We start from the raw sequence: 20644 nt of genomic DNA on the forward strand, positions 1-20644 counted from the left end.
CCAATCAGGAGACATCATGCGACACCTCGTGACCGCGTTCTCGGTGGCGGTTGCCGCCGGCGCGCTGACTTCCGCTCATGCGCAGGAAGTCGTGATGATCGGCCACTCGGCGCCGCTCACGGGCCCGCAGGCCGCCAACGGCAAGGACAACGAAAACGGCGCGCGGCTCGCGATCGACGAGCTCAACAAGGCCGGCGTGAAGGTCGGCGGGAAGACCGTGACCTTCAAACTGGTTTCCGAAGACGACCAGGCCGATCCGAAGGCAGGCGTGCAAGTCGCGCAGAACCTCGTCGACAAAGGCATCGTCGCGGTGCTCGGGCCGTACAACTCGGGCGTCGCGATCCCGGCTTCGCGCGTGTATTCGACTGCCGGCGTGCCGATCCTGCCGGTTGCGTCGAACCCGGCGCTGACGAAGCAGGGCTTCAAGAACATCTTCCGGATCGGCGCGAGCGACGAGCAGCTCGGCGGCACGATGGCCACGTTCGCCGCGAAGACGCTGAACGCGAAAACCGCCGCCGTGATCGACGATCGCACCGCGTACGGGCAGGGCGTCGCCGAGCAATTCATGAACGTCGCGAAGGCGAACGGGATCAAGATCGTCGACCAGGAATACACGAACTCGTCGGCCACCGATTTCCTCGGCATTCTCACCAAGATCAAGGCCGCCAACCCCGACGTGATCTTCCTCGGCGGCTATGCGGCGCAGGGCGCGCCGATGGCCAAGCAGATGAAGCAGCGCGGCTTGCGCGCGAAGCTGCTCGGCGGCGACGGTATCTGTTCGGCCGACATGGGCAAGGTCGCGGGCGAGGCCGCGTCGATCGTCTATTGCGCGCAGGGCGGCGTCGCGCTCGAGAAGACGCCGGCCGGGCGCGAATTCCTGAAGAAGTACCACGACGCCTATCACACCGATACGCAGGTCTACGGCGTCAACTACTACGACGGCGTGAAGCTGCTCGCCGACGCGATGGTCAAGGCCGGCACGACCACCGACAAGGCGAAGCTGAGCGCGCAGCTCGCGAAGTCGAACTACGCGGGCGTCGCGGGCACCTATTCGTTCGACGCGAACGGCGACCTGAAAGGCGCGCCGACCACCGTCTACGTGATCCGCAACGGGCTGCCGGCACCGTACGCGAAGTAATTGCCGCGCGCCTCTCATCGGACGGCGGCCGTGCCGCCGTCTTTCGTTTCAACGCATCCGATCCGCCATGAAAATTTCCCGATCCCTGTCCACCGTCGAAGTGCACACCGGCGGCGAGGCGTTCCGCATCGTCACGAGCGGGTTGCCGCGCCTGCCCGGCGACACGATCGTCCAGCGCCGCGGGTGGCTCAAGGAGCACGCCGACGAGATTCGCCGTGCGCTGATGTTCGAACCGCGCGGCCACGCCGACATGTACGGCGGCTATCTGACCGAGCCCGTCTCGCCGAACGCCGATTTCGGCGTGATCTTCGTGCACAACGAAGGCTACAGCGACCATTGCGGACATGGCGTGATCGCGCTGTCGACCGCGGCCGTCGAACTCGGCTGGGTGCAGCGCACGGTGCCGGAAACGCGGGTCGGCATCGACGCGCCGTGCGGCTTCATCGAGGCGTTCGTCCGGTGGGATGGCGAGCATGCGGGGCCCGTGCGCTTCGTCAACGTGCCGTCGTTCATCTGGCGGCGCGACGTGTCGGTCGACACGCCGTCGTTTGGCACCGTGACCGGCGACATCGCGTATGGCGGCGCGTTCTATTTCTACGTCGACGGCGCGCCGTTCGACCTGCCGGTGCGCGAATCGGCGGTCGAGAAACTGATTCGCTTCGGCGCCGAGGTGAAGGCCGCCGCGAACGCGAAATATCCGGTCGCGCATCCGGAGATCCCGGAAATCAACCATATCTACGGCACGATCATCGCGAACGCGCCGCGCCACGCGGGTTCGACGCAGGCGAACTGCTGCGTGTTCGCGGATCGCGAGGTCGACCGCTCGCCGACCGGTTCCGGCACCGGCGGCCGCGTCGCGCAGCTCTACCAGCGCGGGCTGCTCGCCGCAGACGATACGCTCGTCAACGAATCGATCGTCGGCACGGTCTTCAAGGGCCGCGTGCTGCGCGAAACGACGGTCGGCGACATCCCGGCCGTGATCCCGGAAGTGGAAGGCAGCGCGCATATCTGCGGGTTCGCGAACTGGATCGTCGACGAGCGCGATCCGCTCACGTACGGATTTCTCGTGCGCTGAGCCGCGGCGCGGCTCGCGCCGCTGTCGCGCTCCGTCGCGCGGCGTTCAGGTTGTCGTACCAGGTTTGGCGCGTCGCTCCGGTTGCCGGACACGCGCCTTTTTTGCGTGAGCGCCGTCGTCATCCCGCCCCGCGTGTGCCGGCCCAGGGCCGCCGCGGGCCGGTCGGCCGCGCGAGTTTGGTACGATGCAGCCTTTTCAGCCGAGCTCCACCCGCGTGAATCGCCGAAACGTGTCGTCAGTGCGTGCCTTGTGTGCCAGATGGGTCGCGCGCGCCCAACCCGTCGCGGCGGCCGCCGTCGCGCGGGTCAAGCCTCTCGCCGCCACCGCGTGGCGCCATGTCCGCCACCCGACGCGCCGCGGCGCGCTGCTCGCGGCCGCCGCCGTGCCGGCCCTGTTCGCGGTGTACGTGGTCGCGCTCATCCCGTTCACGCCGGGCATCGGCGACATCCGCAAGGCGCGCGTCGACCAGCCCGCGCAGGTGCTGTCCGCCGACGGCAAGCTGCTGGCCGAATTCAAGCCGTCGAACCGCGAATGGGTGTCGCTCAAGCAGATCTCGCCGCACATGGTCGACGCGCTGATCGCGACCGAGGATCACCGCTTCTACGAACACCACGGCCTCGACTGGAAGCGCACCGCGTCGGCCGCGCTCCATACGTTCTCGGGCAGCCGCCAGGGCGGCTCGACGATCACGCAGCAGCTCGCGCGCAACCTGTATCCGGACGAGATCGGCCGCGCGCCGACGCTCACGCGCAAGGTGAAGGAGGCGATCACCGCGCTGAAGATCGAGGCCGTCTACAGCAAGGACCAGATTCTCGAGACCTACCTGAACACGGTGCCGTTCCTGTACAACGCGTACGGCGTCGAGATGGCCGCGCGCACCTATTTCGACAAGTCGGCCGACGAACTCGACGTGCTCGACAGCGCGACGCTCGTCGGGATGCTGAAGGGCAACAGCTACTACAACCCGGTGCTGAACCCCGAGCGCGCGCTGCAGCGGCGCAACACGGTGCTCGGCCAGATGGTGAAGTACGGCAAGCTGTCGCCGGCGCAGTTCGCGCAGCTGCAGCGCCGGCCGCTGCGCATCGACTTCGAGCGCCAGAAGGAGCCGCCCGGGCCGGCGCCGCATTTCGCGCAGCAGTTGCGCAAGTGGCTGATCGCGTGGGCCGACCGCAACGACTACAACATCTACTCGGACGGGCTGATCGTGCGCACGACGATCGATTCGCGGCTCCAGCAGATGGCGACGCAGGCGCTCACGCTGCAGGGCAATCAGCTGCAGGGCATCGCGAACAACGCGTGGAGCGGCCGCGACGGCTGCGGCACCGACAACGAGGTATTCCGCACGTTCATGCGCGAATCGCCCGAGTACAAGGCCGCGCAGGATGCCGGCAAGGACGATGCCGCGGCGATGAAGATGCTCGCGGCCGACCGCGGCTTCCTGCACGCGCTGTGCAAGGCGAAGACCGACGTGCAGGCCGGCTTCCTCGCGATCGATCCGCGCGACGGGCAGATCCACGCGTGGGTCGGCAGCCGCGACTTCACCCGCGAGCCGTTCGACCACGTCGCGCAGGCGCGGCGCCAGCCGGGCTCGACGTTCAAGCCGTTCGTCTATGGCGCCGCGTTCGCGGGCGGGATGAAGCCGGAGGATACGTTCATCGACCAGCCGGTCGAGATCCCGCTGAAGGGCGGGGAGATCTGGCGGCCGAACGATGATGCGCCGCCGACCGGCAAGCCGATGACGCTGCGCGACGCCGTCGCGCTGTCACGCAACCGGATCACCGCGCAGGTGATGGAGAAGGTCGGGCCGGCCGCCGTCGCGCGGCTGGCGCGGGACATGGGCGTGCGCGAAAGTCCGCTCGAACGCGTGCCGTCGCTCGCGCTCGGCACGAGCCCGGTCACGCTGAAGGAAATGGTCGTGTCGTACGCGACGATCGCCAACGGCGGGCTGTACGTCGAACCGCAGATGGTGACGCGTATCGAGAACCGCCAGGGCGAGGTGCTCGCCGAATACGCGCCGGCGCCGCCCGAGCGCGCGCTCGATGCCGAAACCGACAAGACGCTGCTCGACGTGATGCGCGACGTCGTGACGCGCGGCACGGGCGGCAGCATCCGCACGCGCTTCGGGATCCGCGGCGACGTGGCCGGCAAGACCGGCACGACGCAGGACAACGCGGACGGCTGGTTCATCCTGATGCAGCCGGGCCTCGTCGCCGGCGCGTGGGTCGGATTCGACGACGGCCGCGTGACGCTGCGCAGCGATTACTGGGGGCAGGGCGCGCACAGCGCGCTGCCGATCGTCGGCGATTTCTTCCAGCGCGCGCAGCGCGCCCGGATCGTCGATACGAAAGCGAAATTCGATACCGAGCCGTCGCCGGGCTGGTTCGGATCGCTGCGCGAGCGCGTGACCGACCTGTTCGATACGTGGTTTCCGCCCGAGCCGAAGAAGGCGCCCGCACCGGTCAGGACGCAGCGTATCGAGCGCCCGGCCGAGACCGACGAAGAGGCGGCGTCGGCGGCTTCCGCCGTATCGGCGCCGGATGCCGCGTCCGGCGGCATCGTCGAGGAATGGGTGCCGGCGTCCGAAGTGGCCGCGTCGGCCGCCGCGCTGTCGACGGGTGCATCGCAGCCTGCGCAGCCGCCGGCAGGCGCCAGCATGACGAGCGGAAGCAGCGTCGGGATCGGCGCGGCGCCGTCGGCCGTGCCGGCTCCGGTTCCCGCTCCCGCTCCGCCAGTGCCGGTGCCGGCCGCGCCCGATACCACGGGCGCTTCGCAGTAACGAAGCCGTTCAGATCCGCGCGATGTTGCCGTAATCAAGTTGTCACGATAGCTCGCGCGGTCGCTCCGCGCTTCTCCGATGCGGCTTTCCACCGACTACGTCGCGCTCGCGCGCGACGATCTTTCCGCCGGCGTCCCGCTCGGCTTCGACCTCTACGACGCCGACGGCGCCGCGCTCCTGCCGGCCGGCACGACGCTGCAGGATGCCGCGCAGCATGCTTTCCTGTTCGACCATTTCCACCCCGCACGCCGCCGCGAGGACGCCGACATCGAGCCGAGCGTGCCCGGGACGGTGGGCACACCCGCCACGCGCATGGCCTTGTCGGCGGGCGCCGCGATCGGCATTCGCCGCCGGGTCGGCACGGCGCGCGCGCTGCAACGCTGCCGGTTGATCGGCGTCGGTGCGTCGGGCGCGCTGTTCGTCGAACCGCAACCCGCCGCCGCGCTCGAGTTTGCACGCGGCGACGACATCGAAGCGGTGGCGATCGGCGCTGCCGCGGTATTCCGTTTCGGCGCGACGGTCGAATCGGTGCACGCATCGGGCGCCGCGCCGTTCATGATCCTGTCGCCGCCCGGCTTCGTCGAGCGGCTGCGTGCGCGCGCGGAGCCGCGCGTGCCGGTGCGCATCGCGGCCTGCTGCAGCGGCGCGACGCAGGGGGCGGAAAGCATCGGGATGGTGCACGACATCAGCCTGAGCGGCTTGTCGATCGCCGTCGACCGGCCGATCGCCGCCACCGGCGAGCCGTTGCGCGTGCTGCTTCCGTACGAAACCGGCGGCCGCGTCGAGCAACTGGCGCTCGACGGCACGGTGCGGGCCGTGCATGCCGACCCGGCGGCCCCGACGCTGACGCTGCATCATGCGGCGTTCGGCGACATCGATGCCGACGATCGGGTGCGCCTCAAGGCGTTGCTGTTCGACAGGCAGATGGCGTCGGTGAATACCGATCGCCTGCGCTGACGCGCTGCCGAGCGGGCTGGATGCCGAAGCGCGGCATTCGGTGCGCGAGCGTCGATAATCGTCTGATGAATTGCGTTATTCCCGTGCGATTGTACGGTTTCGATCAACAGTGAATTTGCGATTTAAGTATTTACCCTGATAGTCGCGCCTCCTAGACTTCTACTCATGCGCAACGACCCCGAGTCCGAAGCGCCTGACAAAACAATCCTGGAGGTAACGCATCATGAAATCGCTGATCAAGGCAGTTGCACTGGCCGCCCTGGTGGCCGCACCGGTCGTCTCGTTCGCCCAATCGAACCCGCAGCCGCTGACGCGCGCACAAGTGCGCGCCGAGCTGGTCCAGCTCGAAAAGGCCGGCTACAACCCGAACGACTGGATCAACTATCCGGAAAACATCCAGGCCGCCCAGGCCAAGATCGCCGCCGCGCAGAACACTGGCGCGCAAGCCGACGCAACCGGCTACGGTTCGAACCCGGTCGCGACGTCGCAGTCGGGCCAGCGCGCGGTCGTGCCGGCCGTCAACGACCGCTCGTCGGTGTACTTCGGCCACTAAGCCGGCTGTTGTGTCGCGGCCCTTGGGGGCCGTGGCCGGAAGCATGTCGAGAAAGCCCGCACTCGTTTCAGTGACGAGTGCGGGCTTTTTCAATGGATGCGCAACGGTCGGATGCGCTCGCCGTCAGGAAAACGCGACAACCGGCGAAATCGCGTCTCGGGCGTCAGCCCGGCACCCCGCTGACAATCCGCCGCGCGTGCGCTAGCATCGCCGTCGATGTCGCCGCGGTGGCGCGGCCCATGCACACGGGGCGCAACAAGGCACCGGGTTCCACACTTCAACGAACAACAAGGAGCATCCATGCGTGTCTTGACCGGTCTGCTGGGCTCGCTGGCGCTGGCGGCGAGCGTCGCCCATGCGCAGGCGAATTGTGCGGACGCGACGGATCAGGCGACGATGACGGCGTGTGCCGATCGCGCGTACAAGAAATCCGACGGGGAACTGAACCGGATCTACCAGGCCGTCACCGCGCGCCTGCGCGACGCGCGGCCGCTTGCCGACAAGCTCGTGGACGCGCAGCGCGCGTGGATCGCGTACCGCGACGCCGAATGCCATTTCTCGAGCGCGAATGCCGAGGGCGGCAGTGCGTACCCGATGGTCGTATCGACCTGCCTCGACGATCTGACCAAAGCGCGCACCGAAACGCTGAAAGGCTATCTGTCCTGCGAGGAGGGCGACCTCGCGTGCCCGGTGCCCGCGAAGTAACGCGTCGTGCGCGGGCCTGCCGAGGCCCGCGCCACGTCGGTTACACGTCGTCCGTTACACGTCGTCCGTTTCGTCGAGCAGCTTGTGCCGCATCGCGTAACGCACGAGCGCCGCTTCGTGCGGCATCTGCATCTTTTCCAGGATCCGGGTCTTGTAGGTGCTGACCGTCTTCGCGCTCACGCACAGCGCATTCGCGATCTCGGTCAGCGTCTGGCCGGCGGCGATCCGCCGGAACACGTCGAATTCGCGGTCGGACAGCCGCTGGTGCGGCAGCGTTTCGGCCGGCTCGTTCAGGCTCTGCGCGAACTGCTCGGCCATCGCGAGGCTCACGTAGACGCCGCCCGACGCCACTTTCGTGACCGCGCCGACCAGCTCCGCGCTCGCGCTTTCCTTCGTCAGATAGCCGGACGCGCCCGCGCGGAACGCACGCACCGCGTATTGCTGCTCCGCGTGCATCGTCAGCACGAGCACGCGCAGCGCGGGCTTCTCGTCCTTGATCTGCTTGATCAGTTCGACGCCGTTGCGGCCCGGCATCGACAGGTCGAGCACGAGTACCTGCGCGGGCGTCGCCCGCACCAGCGCGATCGTCGACGGGCCGTCGCAGGCTTCGCCGGCCACCTCGAATCCGGTGGCGTTCTGGAGGATGTGCCGCAGACCGTCGCGTACGAGCGTATGGTCGTCGGCGATGAGCACCTTGATCATGTGATGAGCGTGTCCTGTTGAACGGTGCCGAGCGGAAACGAGACGGTAATCGAGAAACCGCGCGCGAGCGCGGTGTCGATGGTCACGGTGCCGCCCAGCATGTGTGCGCGTTCGCGAATGCCGATCAGGCCGAACGACTTGTCCTCGTGAGCCGGCCCGCCGGGCGCCGCGCCGCGGCCGTTGTCCGCGACGCGCAGCACGCAATTGCCTTCCTCGATGTCGAGCCGCAACGCCACGCGCGTCGCATCCGCATGGCGCGCGACGTTCGTCAGCGCTTCCTGGACGATCCGGAACAGCGTGGTCGCGCCCGTGCTGGTGAACGTGAGGCCGCCCGTTTCGATGTGGCGCTCGACATCGATCCCATAGCGGTTCGTGAAATCGTTCGCGAGCCATTCGATCGCGGGCACGAGGCCGAGGTCGTCGAGCATCACCGGCCGCAGGTCGGCCGCGATGCGCCGCACCGACGCGACGGTCGCGTCGATCAGCCGCCGCATGCCTTGCAGATGCGTCTGCAGGCCTGCGTCGGGCTGCGCGCGGCCGGGCATGCGCAGTTGCTGTTCGACGACCGACAGGTCCATCTTCAGCGCGGTGAGCTGCTGCCCGAGGTCGTCGTGCAACTCGCGCGCGATGCGGGTCTTTTCCTCTTCGCGCACGTTCTGCAGGTTCGCCGACAGTTCGCGCAATTCCTCGCGCGATTGCTTCAGCGCGTTCTCGGCCCGCAGCCGCTCGGTGATGTCGCGCAGCATTACCGTATAAAGCTTGCCCGACGCGTCGCGGATCTGCGAGATCGACGCTTCGATCGGGAACTCGTCGCCGTTGGCCCGCAAGCCGAACAGCACGCGCTGGCGGCCCATCTGCCGCTCGGACACGCCCGTCACGCCGAACTGGTCGACGTGTTTCGCGTGCGCCGCGCGGAACCGCTCGGGAATGAAGCGCGACAGCGGCGCGCCGATCGCCTCCATCGCCGACACGCCGAACACCTGCTCGGCCATCGGATTGAAGATCACGACCGTCTGCTTCTCGTCGATCGTGATGATCGCTTCCATCGACGAACGGATGATGCCCATCATCCGCGCCTCGTTGAGGCTGCCGCGGCTGCTCGCGCCGGCATCGGCCCGGCCGCGCAGCAGCGCATGGACGAGCGCCGCGAACCCGAACGACGCGATCAGCCCGGCCGCGAGCACGGTGCCGGCCGCCCGCTGCGCGCCGGTCGCGCTCGGCCGGCCGTCCGCGGAATAGGCGAGCGTCAGCGCGGTGCCGCCGAAATTCAGCACGTCGGTGCGCCGCATCAGATCGGGCGACGCCGACGCTTCGTCGGTCGTCGTCTCGACGCTGACGATCGCGCGCGAATCGCCGCTGGCGGTCATCCACAGATCGATCCCGCGTTCGGCGTCGAGCGCGCGCTCGACCAGACGCCGCGGGCTCAGTGCCGCGAACAGCATCCCGTCGACGCCGGCTTCGCGCGTGCCGGACGGCGTGGCGGCGGCCACCGGCGAGGTCGTCACGGGCAGGAACAGCGTCAGGGTGCGGGCGTCGCGGGACGCGTCGTCGTCGGCAGGGTGGACGCCGAGCGCGATATCGCCGGTCCGCAGCGCGCGCGTGAGCGGCGCCGCGTCGGACGCGCCGAAGCGCACGACCGGCGAGTTCGAGACGGGGGCGCTGAGCGTCGCTGCCGCGAGCGGATCGGCCGGCAGGGGCTTCGCGCCGGCCAGCGCGCCGCGCGCCGCGGGCGTCAGCGGTGCATAGCCGATCTGCCGGACCGGCGAGCGACCGCTGTCGAGATCGAGCGTCTCCGCATACCGGCGCCATTGGCCGGGCGTCATGTCCGGGACGAGGCCGAACGCGCCGCGAGCACCTTCGAGCACGGCGACACCGGCCTGCAGTTCATGCCGCAGCATCGCGGTCACGTGCGTCGTCCGACGCTCGAAACGCGTATGAACGGCGGTTTGCCACTGCTCGCGCACGAGCAGCGCGACGCCGAGCGACAGCACGGCGCCCGCGCACAGCGCAACGACGCCGGCCGCGAACGGCTGGCGTAACATGATCTCGAGGCGCGTGGGCTCTCGGGCGTCCCGCGTCGGGGTTCCACTGACGGTCATTCGATGGCCATTCTGTTGTTCGGGCTGCCCGGGGCACGCGGGCAGCGCGGCAAAACCGGGGGAAACTCGCACCGGCTGCGTGCAACGACTATTTTCAGGACGAAATTGTGCGCGTTTTACACATTTTTTGTAATGGGGGCAGTTGAAATTGCGGCAAACGGCGTGCAGCCGCAGGCGCGCCGGCCACGCTTGACGCGCGTCAACGCACGCGTCGGCACGTGGGGCAGACTGTTCGGCAGGCAAGCCGGCGCCGGGCCGGCTCGCGGTAACGGGCCGTGGTGGCGCAACGCGCGACGCACGGCCGGTCGGAGGGACGGACTATGTACAAGCGGATTTTCGTCGGGCTCGACGGCAGCCCGAGCGCGCGTCTCGCGCTGAACGAGGCGATCCGGATCGCGACCGCGTCCGGCGGCGAAGTGACGTGTGCGTACGTCGTCGAACATCGGCCGCAGCTCGTTGACGTCGACGCCGGCTTCGCGGCCGAGCGCGACGGCGACGTCGCCGCGACCGATGCCGCGACGCCGGTGCTCGAGGACGCGAAAGCCGCGCTCGCGCAGCAGCATGTGCGAGGCACGGTGCGCGCGCTCGACGCGTACGGCGAGGACATCGCGACGGTGCTGATGCGCACGGCGGCCGAAGCCGACGCCGATCTGGTCGTGATGGGCACGAGCGGGCGGCATGGTCTGCGCAGGCTGTTGCTCGGCAGCGTGGCGGAGTCGCTGCTGCGCGCGGCCGACCGGCCCGTGCTGCTGGTGCGGCACGACGAGGCCGGGACGTCGGCGGCCGCGTAAGCGACGCGGTACGGCGCCCGGTGCCGCCTCCCCGCGCATTGACGGGCAGCAGGGCGCCACACGCTTGGCCGCACATGGCGCGATGGCGTAGTGCGCCGTGCCACCGATACGCGCGCCGATGCGTGATGGCACGTCGGCGGTTGCATCCCGGCACGCAGTTCTGGCAGCATCGGCCGGTGTCCGCTTGTTCGCCGCGCGTATGGCCGCGGCGATCGACGCAGGGACATCCGGCGGCATCCGGTCGCAAGAACGACGATCGGTCAGCCGCCGGATGCCGGTTGCCTACCTTACCGACGTCATCCGCCATGCCGATTTCCGCGACCGACCTGATTCGCCAGTTCGACCTGCAGCCGCATCCCGAAGGCGGCTATTTCCGTGAAACCTACCGCGCGACCGATTCGGTCGTGCGTCCGGCCGACGGCGCGCCACGTGCCGCATCGACGGCGATCTACTACCTGCTGTGCGACGGCGCGTATTCGTCGTGGCATCGCATCCGCTCCGACGAGGTCTGGCATTTCTACGCAGGCGATCCGATCGAAGTGTGGGTGCTCGACGCGCGTGACGGGCTGACGATTCACCGGCTCGGCAACCCGCTCACGCATCCGGGCACCGTGTTCCAGGCGGTCGTGCCGGCCGGAAGCTGGTTCGGCGCGCGCTGCGCGTCGCCGGAGCACGTCGCGCTCGTCGGCTGCACGGTGGCGCCGGGGTTCGAATTCGCGGAATTCGAGCTGGCGGATGCGGCCGCGCTGGCGGCCGAGTTTCCCGACTACGCGGAACACGTCGCGCAGCTTGCGCAGCGCCCGGACGCGTGACTGTCACGGTCGCGTCACGCCGGGCGCAAAGCCCGTGCGGACGGCCCGTGTTCCGCGCGGTCGAGGCCAAACCCGTTTAGAATGCGCAGGATGCACCGGTCGGTCGCGGACATGCCGCGGCGGCCGTTGCGCCGCCGTACCGACGGCCCTGTCGCGCGGCCCGCATGTCTTCGAGGAGCGCCGCCGTGTGGCACTTTCCCATTGCAATTCCATCGTCGCTCGGCCCGTGGGCCGTGTTCGCGAGCGTGTTGATCACGCAGCTCGGCGTGCCGGTGCCGGCCGTGCCGATGCTGATCCTCGGCGGCACGATGGCGGCGATGGGGCAGGCGTCCTGGGTCAGCATGTTCGCGGCGGCGATCGGCGCGACGATGCTGGCCGATTCGCTGTGGTTCTTCATGGGCCGCACGCGCGGCCGGCGCCTGCTGAACGGCCTCGTGCGCTTCTCGCTGTCGCTCGACACGACGCTGCGCTTCGCGCGTAATGTATTCGAAAGGTACGGCGCGCCGCTGCTCGTGCTGTCGAAATTCCTGCCGGGCCTCGGCCTCGTATCGGCGCCGCTGCTCGGCACGACCGCGATCGGCATCGGCGTGTTCCTGTTCTGGGATCTGGCCGGCGCATCGCTGTGGGCGGCGTTCTGGCTGATCGGCGGCGCGGCCATTCACGACCAGATCGTCCAGTTCGTGCTGTGGGTGCGCGCGAGCGGCGGCACGATCCTCGACGCGTTCCTCGCGATCTTCATCACGTTCCTGCTGTACCGCTGGGTGCGCCGCGTGCAGTTCCGCCGCTATCTCGCGCAGGTGCGCATCTCGCCACCGCAGCTCGTCGAGATGATGACGTCCGACGAACCGCCGCTGATCTTCGACGCACGGCCGAAAGCGATTCGCGAACGCGAGCCGTACCGGATTGCCGGCGCGGTGCCGGTCGATCTCGATTCGCCGGACCTGCTGGCCCCCGAAGTGCTGAAGCGGCCGATCGTCGTCTATTGCGTGTGCCCGAACGAGGCGACCGCGAAGCGGCTCATCGCGAAGATGCAGCGCAAGAAGATGATCCACAACATCCGCGCGCTGAAGGGCGGCCTCGATGCGTGGGAAAAGCACGGTTATCCGGTCGAGCCGCTGCCGGCCGATCTGGATTCGTCGCGGTATTTCGTGCGGCCCGATCATGGTGGGCTGGAAGGCGAATATACGGTACGGGCGACGTTGTCGAAATAAATACGCCCGCCGTAAATACGCCCGCCGCGTCGCACGCATTCCAATCCAACACCGCTTTCACCTGCCGCGATTTTCCCCAAAATCGCCTGGCGCGAAACCGCCGATCCTCCCTATAATCCCGCCTGCATATTGCGTGCGTTTGATTGCGCACATTCGACGCGCGTTCGTTCGCGCCGAAAGCGATGGATCCCGTTACCGCTCGCCCCGCGCACAGCCTTGTCACGCGGGGCGCTCGGGTGTATTCCGTGAAAGGCCCTATCCGTACTTCCAGATTGTTCCGGGGAATACGGATAATCCGCAGCAATTCCAACCGAATTGAAGCGGTATCCACGTCGTTTCTCATTCAGAAATCGACAGCAGGGATTATTTCGTTTTCGGCTGCCGAAATCGGCATGAACGGACGCGCATTGTCATCGACACAATGACGGCGGCCCGCTCGCGGCCGCCAGGAGACGAATTTGAAACAACCAGAAGACCAGTTGCACCGCGGGCTGGAAGAACGGCACATCAATCTGATGGCGCTCGGCGCGACGATCGGCGTCGGCCTGTTTCTCGGCTCGGCCACCGCGATCCGCACGGCCGGCCCGGCCATTCTGCTGACCTATCTGCTGGGCGGCCTCGCGATCTTCCTGATCATGCGCGCGCTCGGCGAGATGGCGATCACCAACCCGGTCGCCGGCGCCTTCAGCCGCTATGCGCGCGACTACCTCGGCCCGCTCGCCGGTTACCTGACCGGCTGGACCTACTGGTTCGTGTGGATCGTCACCTGCATGGCGGAAATCACGGCGGTCGGCGTCTACATGCACATGTGGTTTCCCGGCGTGCCGAACTGGATCTGGGCGCTCGCGGCGCTGCTGGCGATGGGCTCGGTGAACTTCATCGCGGTCAAACTGTACGGCGAATTCGAATTCTGGTTCGCGCTGATCAAGATCGTCACGATCGTGCTGATGATCATCGGCGGCGGGTTGATGATCGCGTTCGGCATCGGCAACGGCGGTATCGCGACCGGCATCTCGAACCTGTGGTCGCACGGCGGCTTCATGCCGAACGGGATCAACGGCGTGATCGCCGCGCTGCCGATCGTGATGTTCGCGTATCTCGGCGTCGAGATGCTCGGCCTCACGGCCGGCGAGGCGCGCAACCCGGAGAAATCGCTGACGAAGGCCGTGAATTCGGTGTTCTGGCGCGTGCTGATTTTCTACATCGGCGCGCTGTTCGTGATCATGTCGCTCTATCCGTGGGACCAGATCGGCACGCAGGGCAGCCCGTTCGTGATGACGTTCTCCCGGCTCGGCATTCCGGCCGCCGCCGGCATCATCAACTTCGTCGTGCTGACCGCGGCGCTGTCGTCGTGCAACAGCGGGCTGTTCAGCACCGCGCGGATGCTCTACAACCTCGCGCAGCAGGGCCAGGCGCCGGCCGCGCTCGGTCGCGTGAACCGCAGCGGCGTGCCCGTGTATGGCGTGGCCGTGTCGGTCGCGCTGCTGCTGATCGGCGTGTTGCTCAACTATCTCGCGCCGCAGCACGTGTTCACGTGGCTCACGTCGGTGTCGACGTTCGGCGCGATCTGGACGTGGTGCGTGATCCTGATCGCGCAGATGCGTTTTCGCCGCACGCTGTCGGCCGACCAGATCGCGCGCCTGCCGATCCGCGTGCCGCTCTTTCCGCTCGGTTCGTTCGTCGCGCTCGGCTTTCTCGCGCTGGTCGTCGTGCTGATGGCGTTCACGCCCGATACGCGCGTCGCGCTCGTGATCGGGCCGGTGTGGATCGTACTGCTCGACATCGCATACACGCTGTTCCATGCGAACCGTCCGGCCGCGTCGATGCCGACGAAGTCGTAAGCCGCGCGGGCGGGGTGCCGCGCGACCGTTCGCGATCGTTGATCGCGATCATGCGCGCGCGGGCCGGACGGCCTATGCTGAACGAACGCATCGCTTGTCCGCGCTTCGCGTGGCATCCCGCCGATCCCCGACCGCAGCGGCTGTCCGCCGCCGCGCGAAGCGCCCCGTCGTCGCCCGGCGACGACGTGCACGCACGGAGACCTTCGCCATGCAGCCTGCCCAGCCCATCCCGACGCTCGCGCGGATCGCGCTGGCCGTCGATCCGACGCCCGAATCGCTGACCGCCGCACGTTACGTGCGCACGCTGCTGCGTCCCGGCATGCGATTGCGCATCATTTGCGCGATCGACAATCCGCGCCTGGTGTTGCCCGACATTCCGCGCATCGACGCGCTGCTGACGTCGGCACGCGAGGACATGATGCGCGAAGCGCAGGCCACCTGCGCGCGAATCGCCGCGCTGTTCGCCGACAGCGGGATCGAAGTCGAACAGGTGGTCGTCGATACGTCGGTCACGGGCGGCTCGGTCGCCGACGCCCTGGTCAACGATACGTCGACGTGGCACGCGGACGTGCTGGCGATCGGCGCGAATCCGCATCACGGGCTGTTGCGGCTCGTCGAAGGCGCGATGTCGGACACGCTGACGAAACGCGCGCGCTGCGCGCTGCTGATCGTGCCGTCCGCCTATGCACGGACGTCGGACGGCCCGCTGCAGCGGCTGATGTTCGCGGTCGACGGCAGCGAGCCGTCGCTGCACGCGGTGCGCGTCGGGCTCGGCTTCGCGGCGCCGACGACGTTGCTGTATGCGGCGTACGTGGTCGATCGCGCGGTTCGTCTGACCGATGTCGTGCCGGTGCGCGCGCTCGAGGATGCATACCGCGCGGAGGGCGAGGACGCGCTCGCGAAGATCGGCCCGCTGTTTCATGCGACCGGCAATCCGACCAAGCGCGGCATCGTCGAGACGCATCCGACCAGCGACGACGTGGCCCATGCACTGATGCGCGATGCCGTGCACTGGCGGGCGGAGCTGCTGGTGGTCGGCACGCACGGCCGTCGCGGCATCGCCGCCTGGCTGATCGGCAGCGTCGCGCGGCGGGTCGCGCATCTCGCGCAGGTGCCGGTGCTGCTGGTGCGCGGTGCGGAATGAATCGCGCGTCGTCGCGATCGAAGCGGGCGCGGATTGACCTGCATCAGAAACGCGGCGCATATCGCGTGAGACAGTGGCGAAGCGTCCCCCGACGCGACTGGCCTTCGCATGCATGCGGGACCATGGCCGCGCCCGCATGTGAAAGGCGATCACTGTCGCACTCGCCGCCACATCATGTTCGGGAGCCGCGCCGCGTGTTTGTCCGGCGCGTCATCCGACCGGAAACTCTCTGGCACGAGGGTAGGCAACCAACGGTTGCCTTGGAGGACGGGCGGGGTGGAAGTCACCCCGTCCGCTTTCCGCCTGGCCCCGTCGAATTCATTTCCCCGCACGAATGGTTTGGAATGCGGCGCGTCGAGCGCCGCGTCATCGCGCGCGGTCACCTCGATACGGGTCGCGGACGGGGCGCATGCAGGATGGGCCCGGCATGGCGGGCGTGTCGTGACGCGCGACCGATGCACGGCTCCGTGCCGTGCGTCGGTGACGTGCGCTGATCAGAGGGAGCGAAGAATCGATCGCAGGTCGTGCCGGCGGCCCGGGCAGCGACGCACCCGTGCATGCGGACGCACGACATGGAGCGGCGCACATGCGCCGCATGTGCGGCTGCGTAAACGATTCGCATGCGGCCAGCCGGGGCGCGCCTTGCGACGGGGCTCCGACGCGGCCGGCGCGTCGGCTGCGTTGCGCGCGGACAGCGCCGCGGCGAATCGCTGCAACGCGAGGACCGACCCCGCGACGCTCTGATACTTCTCGCGGCCGATCTGCCCATCGAGCGTGACGAGCAGCCCGGCCTCGCGTGCGAGCGCGAGCAAGGTGTCGAGGTCGTCGGACGGACGGCTGCCGGCCGACGCGGCCCGGGCGGGCAGGGCGCGCGCGTTGCCCGACGCGCGCCGCTGGCCGTCCCGGCCCGGGAAGTTGCGATGTGCCATGGTTGGTCTCCTGCGCCGGACCCCGCGTGCCGGCTCGATGGCCGACTGAGCGATGTTCCGGTATGAACGCCTGGTTCATGTGACCAGTATCGTGTGGCGACGGCGCGCTGCCAAGCGGCGCGCGCTGAAGTCGCTGTCAGGAAATTGCGCGACGCTATCGGAATCCGCTGACACGCGCGACGGCCGATCGGCCGGGACCGCCGCGTTCGTCCGATGAATGCATGACAGGGGTGCGCTTGACGCATGATTTCGGACGGTCTAAGTTCCCCACTGCATCGGCGTCGCCCGGCGGTCCACCCGCCGCCCGTCGCCCATGCCGCGCCCCGGGGTGGCGTGGCAAGGCTTCCAGTTTCGTTCGCGGGCCATGTGCGCCGCGGATCCTGTGCGAACGGTTCGGAAACGGATCGACGGGGCGGCACGCAACGTGCCATTGATCGCGCGCAAACCCGCGCCGGCGCATCGTACGCCGCGCGTCTGTCCAGTCTTTAAGCTTCCAGTACCGTCATCTTTCGTTCCTCGACCGTCAGGAGTCTGTCGATGTCCAAGGACAATTTGCTCGATTCACTCAAGGAAGCCGCCGAACGGCGCGCGATCGGCGCGGATCAGCTGCGTGCGATGCTCGACGACGAAGTGCGCGCGCTGTCGTCCGGCGCGCGCGTGCACGACTACATCCATGTATTCGCGATCCGGCACCTGCGCGAGCGGATGCGCCAGAAGGACGATTTGAGCCGCGACACCCGGGCCGATGCGGCGCCCGCGGACGCCGATCCGCGTCCGGGCCAGCGGCTGTAGCGTGCGGTGGCCGCGTGCCGCGGCTCGCGCGCAGCCCATCCGTCGAACCCGGCCATCCTGACGATCGGCCGACAGTCTCGGACGCCTGTCGTCATACGTTTCATCGAACCGTCACAACGACCTCAAGTAAGTGGCCCGATTTGCCGTTTACCCGGTGAATTCGTCCAACCGGGCGCTCCCCGTTCTCTTACCGAGTCGTTGCCATGTTCTCGTCCATTCGCGCCCGCATTCTTGCCGCGTGCGTCGCCATCGTCGTATTCGCGCTCGTCGCCACGACCCTGATCAACTATTTCATCGCACGCGCGTACAACGACGACGCGATCGACCGCAACCTGACCTCCGTCGCCAGCGGCCACGTGGTCGGCATCGCGGATTGGGTCGCGACCCGCAGCCGGATGATCGCGTCGCTGCAGGATGCCGCGCTGACGCCCGATCCGCTGCCGGTGTTCAAGCAGATGGCCGCGGCCGGCGGCTTCACGAACGTCTATGCGGGCTACGCAGACAAGGCGTTCCACTTCTCCGACCCCACCGGTATCCCGCCCGACTACGACCCGACGGGCCGCCCGTGGTACAAGCAGGCCGCGCAGGCCGGCAAGCCGGTCGTTACGCCGCCGTACGTCGATGCCGGCACGGGCAACCTCGTCGTCACGTTCGCGGTGCCGATCCTGCGCGACGGCGCGCTGAAGGGCGTCGTCGCCGCGGACCTGTCGATGGACAGCGTGATCGCGAACGTCAAGTCGATCCGCCCGACGCCGGCGAGCTTCGGGATGCTGATCGACAGCAGCGGCCACGTCGTCGCCCACCCGGACGCGAAGCTCACGCTGAAGCCTGTCGCCGACGTGTCGCCCGAACTCGGCTCGCTCGGCGTGGCGTCGATCGCGGCGGCGAACGCGCCAGTCGAGGTCAGTGTCGGCGGCGACGCGAAGCTGGTGCGCGCGAAACCGGTGCCGGGCACCGACTGGTACGCGCTGGTGCTGCTCGACAAGGCCGAGGCGACGGCCGGGATGCGTTCGCTGCTGACCGCTTCGCTGATCACGCTGATCGTGATCGTCGGCGTGGCGTCGCTGATCATCGGCGCAATCACCGCGACCGCGTTCCGCCGCCTGTCGCAGGTGCGCCAGGCGATGGCCGCGATCGGTTCGGGCGCCGGCGACCTGACGCAGCGGCTGCCGGCCGACGGCCGGGACGAAGTCGCCGACATCGCGCGCTCGTTCAACAGTTTCGTCGACAAGCTGAACGACGTGATGCGCCAGATCCGCGACGCGAGCGAATCGGTGCGCACGGCCGCGAACGAGATCGCGGCGGGCAACCAGGACCTGTCGTCGCGTACCGAATCGGCGGCGGCGAGCCTCGAGGAAACCGCCGCGTCGATGGAAGAGATCACCGCGACCGTCGGTCAGTCGGCGGCGGCGGCCGGCCAGGCCGACGAGCGCGCGGCGGCCGCGTCGCGGATCGCGTCGCACGGCGGCGTGGTCGTGTCGGACGTCGTCGCGACGATGGGGAAGATCGAGGAAGCGTCGAGCCGGATCGGCGACATCATCGGCGTGATCGACGGGATCGCGTTCCAGACCAACATCCTCGCGCTGAACGCGGCCGTCGAAGCGGCGCGGGCAGGCGAACAGGGCCGCGGCTTCGCGGTCGTCGCGCAGGAAGTGCGCAGCCTCGCGCAACGCAGCGCACAGGCCGCGCGCGAAGTGAAGGTGCTGGTCGAATCGACGGTCGCGAGCGTGTCGGCCGGGTCCGGGCAGGTGCGCCAGGCCGGCGACACGATGCGTGAGATCGTGTCCAACGTGGCGAACGTGACGACCATCATCTCCGAGATCACGCATGCGGCGAACGAGCAGACGCGCGGGATCCAGGAAGTGAACCGCGCGGTCAGCCAGCTCGACGAAATGGTGCAGCAGAACGCGGCGCTCGTCGAACAGTCGACCGCCGCAGCCACCGCGCTGCAGTCGCAGGCGAACGCGCTCGCGACGACGGTCGGGCAGTTCAAGGTCGCCTGACGCAGCAGGGGCCCGCGGCCCGCGCCGCTTACGAACCGTCCTGATCGCGCATCAGCGCGAGCCGGTTGTAGAGCGTCTTCAGGCTGATGCCGAGCGCCTTCGCCGCGCGCGGCTTGTTGCCGTCGAAGTGACGCAGCGTCGCCGCGATGAAGCGCTGCTGCGCGTGGTGCAGCGTCGCGCCGACCGGCAGCGCCATCGCGCCTTCCGAGGTGCTGTCGGCGTCCGGCATCGGCTGCTTCGGCAGGGCGACGTCGATGCCTTCGTCCGACAGGATGTACGCGCGCTCGATCGTGTTGTGCAGTTCGCGCACGTTGCCGGGCCACGAATACGCGCGCAATGCGGCGATCGCCGCGTCGGTCAGCCGCTTGTGCGCGCGATGCCGCGCGTTCAGCGTGTCGACGAATTCCTGCGCGATCGTCTCGACGTCGCCGTCGCGCTGGCGCAGCGGCGGCACGTAGATCGCGAACGCGGCGAGCCGGTAGAACAGGTCCTCGCGCAGCCGGCCGTCGCGCACCGCGTCGGCCGGATTGTGGCGGGTGGCCGATACGAACCGCACGTCGAGCGGAATCGATTCGGTGCCGCCTACGCGCACGATCGTGTTCGACTCGATCGCCCGCAGCAGTTTCACCTGCAGCGCGGCGGGCATTTCCGCGACCTCGTCGAGCAACAGCGTGCCGCCGCGCGCGGCTTCGAAGAACCCTTCGCGCTGCGCGATCGCGCCGGTAAAACTGCCTTTCTCGTGCCCGAACAGGTGCGCCTCGGCAAGGTCGGGCGGAATCGCGCCGCAGTTCATCGGCACGAACGGGCCGTCGCGCCGCGCGCTCAGATCGTGCAGCCGGCGCGCGACGATATCCTTGCCGACCCCGCTTTCGCCGGCAATCATCACGCTCGCGCGGGTCGGCGCGATTTTGTCGATACGGGCGAGCAGCGTGCGCATCGCGGCAGACCGGCCGGACAGCCGGCGGCCGTCTGCGCGCTGCTTCGTCCGGTTGGCTGGTTCACCCATAGGCGTTCGCGGGCCGTTTTGCAAAACGGCATTACACGTCCCGTTGATTGCAATATTTATCATCGACAGCGAAACAACCGTGAAGGTGCCGCGGAATAGAAAATTCCAAT

Annotated in this window: 17 protein-coding genes; 13 read left to right on the forward strand and 4 right to left on the reverse strand. The window is 68.4% G+C overall.

Going from position 1 to position 20644, the window contains the following annotated elements; all coding sequences use genetic code 11:
• The first annotated feature begins 16 nt into the window (after positions 1-16).
• The 6 genes from CFB49_RS22340 (at position 17) to CFB49_RS22365 (ending at position 7204) form a co-directional block, all read left to right on the forward strand.
• Entirely contained in the window at positions 17-1138 is a 1122-nt protein-coding gene (locus CFB49_RS22340; protein ID WP_089492333.1) for a branched-chain amino acid ABC transporter substrate-binding protein, read from the forward strand.
• A gap of 67 nt (positions 1139-1205) precedes the next feature.
• Complete coding sequence (lhpH, locus tag CFB49_RS22345; protein WP_089492334.1) at positions 1206-2213, forward strand: trans-3-hydroxy-L-proline dehydratase; 1008 nt, start codon at positions 1206-1208, stop codon at positions 2211-2213.
• Between the two features lie 184 nt (positions 2214-2397).
• Entirely contained in the window at positions 2398-4989 is a 2592-nt protein-coding gene (locus CFB49_RS22350) for a penicillin-binding protein 1A (RefSeq protein ID WP_089492335.1), read from the forward strand.
• A gap of 78 nt (positions 4990-5067) precedes the next feature.
• On the forward strand, positions 5068-5946 hold the full coding sequence (locus CFB49_RS22355; protein ID WP_089492336.1) for a flagellar brake protein: 879 nt from the start codon (positions 5068-5070) through the stop codon (positions 5944-5946).
• 223 nt (positions 5947-6169) lie between these two features.
• Positions 6170-6499, forward strand: a complete 330-nt coding sequence (locus CFB49_RS22360) for a DUF4148 domain-containing protein (RefSeq protein WP_069616542.1) — start codon at positions 6170-6172, stop codon at positions 6497-6499.
• Between the two features lie 300 nt (positions 6500-6799).
• Entirely contained in the window at positions 6800-7204 is a 405-nt protein-coding gene (locus CFB49_RS22365; RefSeq protein WP_069616543.1) for a lysozyme inhibitor LprI family protein, read from the forward strand.
• 54 nt (positions 7205-7258) lie between these two features.
• Here the strand turns inward: CFB49_RS22365 and CFB49_RS22370 are convergent, their stop codons facing one another.
• Together CFB49_RS22370 and CFB49_RS22375 are read right to left on the reverse strand one after the other, a co-directional pair.
• Positions 7259-7906: a response regulator gene (locus tag CFB49_RS22370; RefSeq protein ID WP_006483707.1), complete on the reverse strand. Its 648-nt coding sequence runs from the start codon at positions 7904-7906 to the stop codon at positions 7259-7261.
• Complete coding sequence (locus CFB49_RS22375; RefSeq protein WP_089492337.1) at positions 7903-10005, reverse strand: PAS domain S-box protein; 2103 nt, start codon at positions 10003-10005, stop codon at positions 7903-7905. Before CFB49_RS22375 ends, CFB49_RS22370 begins: the two co-directional genes overlap by 4 nt.
• A gap of 320 nt (positions 10006-10325) precedes the next feature.
• Here CFB49_RS22375 and CFB49_RS22380 point away from each other — a divergent pair, with 320 nt between their 5' ends.
• The 5 genes from CFB49_RS22380 (at position 10326) to CFB49_RS22405 (ending at position 15804) form a co-directional block, all read left to right on the forward strand.
• Entirely contained in the window at positions 10326-10796 is a 471-nt protein-coding gene (locus CFB49_RS22380) for a universal stress protein (protein ID WP_069616545.1), read from the forward strand.
• Between the two features lie 305 nt (positions 10797-11101).
• Positions 11102-11608: a cupin domain-containing protein gene (locus CFB49_RS22385; RefSeq protein WP_069616546.1), complete on the forward strand. Its 507-nt coding sequence runs from the start codon at positions 11102-11104 to the stop codon at positions 11606-11608.
• Between the two features lie 185 nt (positions 11609-11793).
• Entirely contained in the window at positions 11794-12819 is a 1026-nt protein-coding gene (locus tag CFB49_RS22390; protein ID WP_069616547.1) for a DedA family protein/thiosulfate sulfurtransferase GlpE, read from the forward strand.
• Between the two features lie 458 nt (positions 12820-13277).
• Complete coding sequence (locus CFB49_RS22400; protein WP_089492339.1) at positions 13278-14660, forward strand: amino acid permease; 1383 nt, start codon at positions 13278-13280, stop codon at positions 14658-14660.
• Positions 14661-14868: 208 nt separating this feature from the next.
• Positions 14869-15804, forward strand: a complete 936-nt coding sequence (locus CFB49_RS22405; protein WP_069616549.1) for a universal stress protein — start codon at positions 14869-14871, stop codon at positions 15802-15804.
• A gap of 494 nt (positions 15805-16298) precedes the next feature.
• Here the strand turns inward: CFB49_RS22405 and CFB49_RS22410 are convergent, their stop codons facing one another.
• Entirely contained in the window at positions 16299-16733 is a 435-nt protein-coding gene (locus CFB49_RS22410; protein WP_089492340.1) for a hypothetical protein, read from the reverse strand.
• 537 nt (positions 16734-17270) lie between these two features.
• Between CFB49_RS22410 and CFB49_RS22415 the strand changes: the two genes are divergently transcribed.
• The gene (locus tag CFB49_RS22415) at positions 17271-17525 is read left to right on the forward strand and encodes a DUF3562 domain-containing protein (RefSeq protein WP_089492341.1); all 255 of its coding nucleotides are present in this window, start codon (positions 17271-17273) and stop codon (positions 17523-17525) included.
• Positions 17526-17728: 203 nt separating this feature from the next.
• A complete protein-coding gene (locus CFB49_RS22420) occupies positions 17729-19528 on the forward strand; it encodes a methyl-accepting chemotaxis protein (protein WP_089492342.1) in 1800 nt (599 codons plus the stop codon).
• Between the two features lie 28 nt (positions 19529-19556).
• Here CFB49_RS22420 and CFB49_RS22425 read toward each other — a convergent pair whose 3' ends face one another.
• On the reverse strand, positions 19557-20597 hold the full coding sequence (locus CFB49_RS22425; RefSeq protein ID WP_089492343.1) for a sigma-54 interaction domain-containing protein: 1041 nt from the start codon (positions 20595-20597) through the stop codon (positions 19557-19559).
• Positions 20598-20644: the final 47 nt, after the last annotated feature.

This window comes from Burkholderia sp. AU17457 (genome assembly GCF_002223255.1).
GTDB lineage: Bacteria > Pseudomonadota > Gammaproteobacteria > Burkholderiales > Burkholderiaceae > Burkholderia > Burkholderia sola.

Coding starts and splice junctions, on each gene's coding strand:
- lhpH (WP_089492334.1), top strand. CDS start 1,206: ATGAAAATTTCCCGATCCCTGTCCACCGTCGAAGTGCACACCGGCGGC.
- CFB49_RS22420 (WP_089492342.1), top strand. CDS start 17,729: ATGTTCTCGTCCATTCGCGCCCGCATTCTTGCCGCGTGCGTCGCCATC.
- CFB49_RS22425 (WP_089492343.1), bottom strand. CDS start 20,597: ATGATAAATATTGCAATCAACGGGACGTGTAATGCCGTTTTGCAAAAC.
- CFB49_RS22410 (WP_089492340.1), bottom strand. CDS start 16,733: ATGGCACATCGCAACTTCCCGGGCCGGGACGGCCAGCGGCGCGCGTCG.
- CFB49_RS22380 (WP_069616545.1), top strand. CDS start 10,326: ATGTACAAGCGGATTTTCGTCGGGCTCGACGGCAGCCCGAGCGCGCGT.
- CFB49_RS22370 (WP_006483707.1), bottom strand. CDS start 7,906: ATGATCAAGGTGCTCATCGCCGACGACCATACGCTCGTACGCGACGGT.
- CFB49_RS22375 (WP_089492337.1), bottom strand. CDS start 10,005: ATGACCGTCAGTGGAACCCCGACGCGGGACGCCCGAGAGCCCACGCGC.
- CFB49_RS22355 (WP_089492336.1), top strand. CDS start 5,068: ATGCGGCTTTCCACCGACTACGTCGCGCTCGCGCGCGACGATCTTTCC.
- CFB49_RS22360 (WP_069616542.1), top strand. CDS start 6,170: ATGAAATCGCTGATCAAGGCAGTTGCACTGGCCGCCCTGGTGGCCGCA.
- CFB49_RS22415 (WP_089492341.1), top strand. CDS start 17,271: ATGTCCAAGGACAATTTGCTCGATTCACTCAAGGAAGCCGCCGAACGG.
- CFB49_RS22340 (WP_089492333.1), top strand. CDS start 17: ATGCGACACCTCGTGACCGCGTTCTCGGTGGCGGTTGCCGCCGGCGCG.
- CFB49_RS22350 (WP_089492335.1), top strand. CDS start 2,398: ATGCAGCCTTTTCAGCCGAGCTCCACCCGCGTGAATCGCCGAAACGTG.
- CFB49_RS22365 (WP_069616543.1), top strand. CDS start 6,800: ATGCGTGTCTTGACCGGTCTGCTGGGCTCGCTGGCGCTGGCGGCGAGC.
- CFB49_RS22405 (WP_069616549.1), top strand. CDS start 14,869: ATGCAGCCTGCCCAGCCCATCCCGACGCTCGCGCGGATCGCGCTGGCC.
- CFB49_RS22385 (WP_069616546.1), top strand. CDS start 11,102: ATGCCGATTTCCGCGACCGACCTGATTCGCCAGTTCGACCTGCAGCCG.